We start from the raw sequence: 4099 nt of genomic DNA on the forward strand, positions 1-4099 counted from the left end.
CAGCCGCTTCCCCGCTGCCGATAGTGCCCAGCCTCAACCCTGAGGCCTTTTATTCAACCCAACTGGCCCCTTTTTAAACCGGTGCCTGGCCCAATTTTATCCCGGCGTTGACACCGGGGTCGAAATGCAGCGACCAGACGTTCTCCAGCATCATCGTTCGGGTAACGATCTCGCCCTTATGCCGCATGAGATACTCAAGCAGCTTCATCTCCTGCGCCTGAAGCTCGATACGCCGCCCGCGGCGCGAAATGGTCCGACGGATAAGATCGAATTCCAGATCACCGACGCGCAGGACCGTGATGGCTTCGATAGTGGGTGGCCGCCGACCGAGCACCTGGACCCGGGCCAGCAACTCACTGGTGGCGAAAGGCTTCACGAGATAATCGTCAGCCCCGCCCAGGAGGCCCTGACCCCGGTCACTTACCCCGTCCATGGCCGTAAGCAGGAGCGCCGGAGTCGTAACCCCGGCCTCGCGCAGGCTTCGCAGGGCTGTGAGGCCATCAATCACCGGGACCATACGGTCGAGGATCAGCACCGCGTATTCGCCGGTCGAAGCGAGATGCACGGCGTCTTCGCCGGTGGCGCATTCGTCGACGACATGCCCGCTCGCCGACAGCGCTTTCGCGATGTGCGAGCGCGTGGCTGCGTCATCTTCGAGCAGTAGAATTTTCATGGTCCGAAGTCTTTCTCCGGCCCAGCTTCCATAAGGATTGCCTTCCTGAAGCAAGTTCGGAATTCCGAACATACGCCTCGAAGGGACCAAGCCCACGCCCGGCGGCGTGCTGCTCATCCTTCCGTCTCCAGTTCGACCAGACCTACATCCTGCCGGTGGACGCTGCCACTTCCCACACGCCAGTGCTCGATATGCTTGTAGATGATCACCTTGTCCGCGAGGATTTCTCCCTGGGCCGCGCAGAAGCGTTCAAGTTCCGCACGCTGGTCGATCAGTTCGACGCATATCGTCAGGTGCGGATCACTGATCTCCGCACCGCTCTCCCGGATCTGTCCACGGTCCGAGTAGCCATAGTGGGTGTGATACAAGATGGCATTCAACAGGCCTTGCGCCCTCGCGCGCTGAACCAGTTCGCGGTACAGCGGCTTGCTCGACCAGAGGGTGCGAAACGTCCCTTTCGACAGCTTGTCCGAGGGCTTCATGTATATCCGGAGCATGCCGATCTCGGCCGTTCGCACGTGATGCAGATCGGTCATGTCACTTCTCATTGCTGGCGGTAGATGGGATTGCTGCGGTTTGAGGTCGAGGCCGGGGAGCTCGCGCGTCGCGGAGCGTGCCGCCGACATCTGACCGACCAGACCGCGCCTTGGGGACAGCGATCCGCTGGGAAAGGTAGATCCCACTGTGGCCTGAGCAGAGATAGGCGGTGAAACAGGCGACAGCGATCGGTACGATATGCGTGGCACCGAAGAGCTCGACGCCCATGATCGCACAGGCCAGCGGCGTGTTCGCGGCGCCGGCGAAGACGGCGACGAAGCCCAGCCCTGCGAACAGGTCGATAGGAGCGCCGAACAGTCCTCCGACGGCATTGCCAAGGGCTGCGCCGATAAAGAACAGCGGCGTCACCTCGCCGCCCTTGAAGCCGGCGCTGAGCGTCACGACCGTGAAGAGGATCTTCAGCAGCCAGCTCCAGCTATCGACCGGCGGCTCGAAGAACTTCGCGATCGTGGGCGCCGACGGATCAGCAGACCATACGCCCAGGCCAAGATAGTCCTGCGTCCCCAGGGTATAGACAAGACCGATCACCAGCAGGCCACCCACCAATGGGCGAAACGGGCCGTAGGGGATATAACGCTTGAACACGCCGCTCAGCCCGTGATTAGCTTCGGCGAAGAGGCGGCCGGCCAAGCCGAAGATGACGCCCGCAGCGGCAGCCTGAAGCAACAGCAGCGGTTCGACCGTCAGCGCCGCGCCCGAGGCGACATAATCGATATGGTAATTGCCGTGGTGGATGCCCCACATCTGGCAGGTCCAGTCGCCGACGATCGCGGCGACCAGGCATGGCACCAGAGCCGAATACTCGACCCGGCCAATCGCCAGCACCTCAAGAGCAAAGACCGCGCCGGCGAGCGGAGTGCCGAACACGGCACCGAAGCCCGCCGCGATTCCGGCGGTCAGGACAATCCGCACCCCGGACTCATCCAGCTTGGCGATCCGCGCCACCGAGCTTGCAAGACTGCCGCCCAACTGGACCGCGGTTCCTTCACGTCCGGCTGAACCACCGAACAGGTGCGTGATGACCGTGCCAACAAGGATGAGCGGCGCCATCCGCAACGGCACACCGTCAACTGGCTCATGAATCTGTTCGACGATGAGGTTGTTGCCGCCTTCGACGCTACGACCGACCCAGTGATAGATGAGGCCGACGCCGAAGCCGGCGACAGGCAGCAGGTACAACAACCATGGGTGCGCGAAGCGCGTCCGGGTTGCGACGTCCAGGCTCCAAAGGAAGGTTGCACAAAGACTGCCGATCACGACCGCCATGGGTACGAGGATCAAGACCCAGCGGATGACCGAGACGACGTGTTCACGCCGCGTCTGGGCGAAGTCTTCAAAATTGAGATTGCGGACGAACTGACCGATAATTGCGCGCACGATTCCACCTTGTTGCCTGACGGCGAAAGGTAGGAATCATCAGCCAAAATGGCGGTTCGGCCCTCAAGAGAGGGACAGGCAGAAATCCATTGCCTGGCACCGATATGCTCTTCGCGGCGATTTTGGTCAATGCTGCGATGACATATTGATGTTTGTCATAGGTGTTTGACACCTTCCCCCGACTTTATGGGCCATGACCCCTTCGATGTGGTTCTCGCCAAGAACAGCGTTCTCCTCATCATCGAGAATACCGTTCGCAAGGTTTGAAAACGTGCGGCGGAGATCATGTGCGGTCCTCTGCTGCCAAGGATACCCCGCGTCCGTCCTCGAACCGACCTCCCCCGACCTTCTACCGGCTAGCCTCCGGATAAGACTCGAGCAGGTGGGTATACTGCGATCAGTCTAAGAGGTTTTACCCTCGTCGGAGCGAAGCGCGGCGATCAACTCGCGCATCGTCTCAGTATCGCGAAGGTTGAGATCGCGCTGAGGGAAAGGCACCTTGATGCCGTTCTCGCGCATAAGCCTCCAGAGCCCTTTGAGGACATCAGAACGCACGTTTCCAGTGCCTTCTTCGGGGTCGGTGATCCAAACATGGATCACAAACGCGACTCCATTCTCCGCAAAGCTGTCGAGCCAGACGGTTGGCGGCGGGGCCTTGAGGACACGTTTCACGGCACCCGCTGCCTCCAGCATCAGCTTCTCGGCAAGCTCGATATCGGAGGCATAGGGGACCACGACCGGGACTTGGATACGCACGTTCTTCGACGAATATGACCAGTTCTCGACCTGATTGATCATCAGGTTCTCGTTCGGGATCAGGTATTCCTTCTGGTCGCGCGTGGTGAGCGAGACGGCGCGGATGCCGATGCGGCGGATCTGGCCGAAGGTGTACTGCCCGCTCTGGTCGGCGATGGCGATGACGTCGCCGGGCTTGATCGACTTGTCCATCAGCAGGATGATACCGGCGATCAGGTTGCCGAAGGTCTTCTGCAGGCCGAAGCCGATGGCGAGGCCGAAGGCGCCGGAGAACACCGTCAGTGCCGTCAGGTCGATCCCCAGCACGTCGATGCCGACGAGGATGGCCACGGTCCAGATGAACAGGCTGACCATCTTCTCGGTCAGCAGTCGCTGCGTCATGTCGAGGCGGGTCGCACGGGCCAGCACCCGGCTCGACAGCCGGCTGGCGGCCCAGGCCACCGAGATCACCAGCGCCAGCACCGCGACGATGACGGTCAGGTCCCACAGCGAAATGCGGCTGGAGCCTACCTGCACGGCCAGCTTGTCGAGCGTGTCGACGATGTTGCCGATCGTGTCGCTACGGGCCGAGACGACGTTCTTGATGCCTTCCGCGCCCGCGACCGGCTCGGCGTGCTTGATCACGACGGCGGTAGCTGTCGCGGTCGGCGTCGGGCTCGCCGTGGCGGCCGCGACAAGGGGCGCGGTCACTGCCCCCGCCATGCTTCCAGTGCCTGCTCGATGTCGGCGATGAGG

4 protein-coding genes and 1 riboswitch are annotated in these 4099 nt (G+C 61.8%); all 4 genes read right to left on the reverse strand.

The window, feature by feature from the left end; all coding sequences use genetic code 11:
• Positions 1–73: 73 nt before the first annotated feature.
• The 4 genes from LH128_RS20740 to LH128_RS20755 all read right to left on the reverse strand — a co-directional run bounded on the left by LH128_RS20740 (position 74) and on the right by LH128_RS20755 (position 4066).
• Positions 74–790 (reverse strand): response regulator transcription factor, encoded by a 717-nt coding sequence (locus tag LH128_RS20740; protein ID WP_327195232.1) that lies wholly within the window; start codon positions 788–790, stop codon positions 74–76.
• Positions 787–1209, reverse strand: coding sequence for a DUF190 domain-containing protein (locus LH128_RS20745; protein WP_008831645.1), 423 nt, complete (start codon positions 1207–1209; stop codon positions 787–789). The genes LH128_RS20740 and LH128_RS20745 overlap by 4 nt, the downstream gene beginning before the upstream one ends.
• A gap of 1 nt (position 1210) precedes the next feature.
• Positions 1211–2608: a voltage-gated chloride channel family protein gene (locus LH128_RS20750; protein ID WP_008831646.1), complete on the reverse strand. Its 1398-nt coding sequence runs from the start codon at positions 2606–2608 to the stop codon at positions 1211–1213.
• 23 nt (positions 2609–2631) lie between these two features.
• Positions 2632–2711: riboswitch (Fluoride riboswitch) on the reverse strand.
• Between the two features lie 299 nt (positions 2712–3010).
• Positions 3011–4066 (reverse strand): mechanosensitive ion channel domain-containing protein, encoded by a 1056-nt coding sequence (locus tag LH128_RS20755; RefSeq protein ID WP_202196489.1) that lies wholly within the window; start codon positions 4064–4066, stop codon positions 3011–3013.
• Positions 4067–4099: the final 33 nt, after the last annotated feature.

This window comes from Sphingomonas sp. LH128, from assembly GCF_000293195.2.
GTDB classification, from domain to species: domain Bacteria; phylum Pseudomonadota; class Alphaproteobacteria; order Sphingomonadales; family Sphingomonadaceae; genus Novosphingobium; species Novosphingobium resinovorum_A.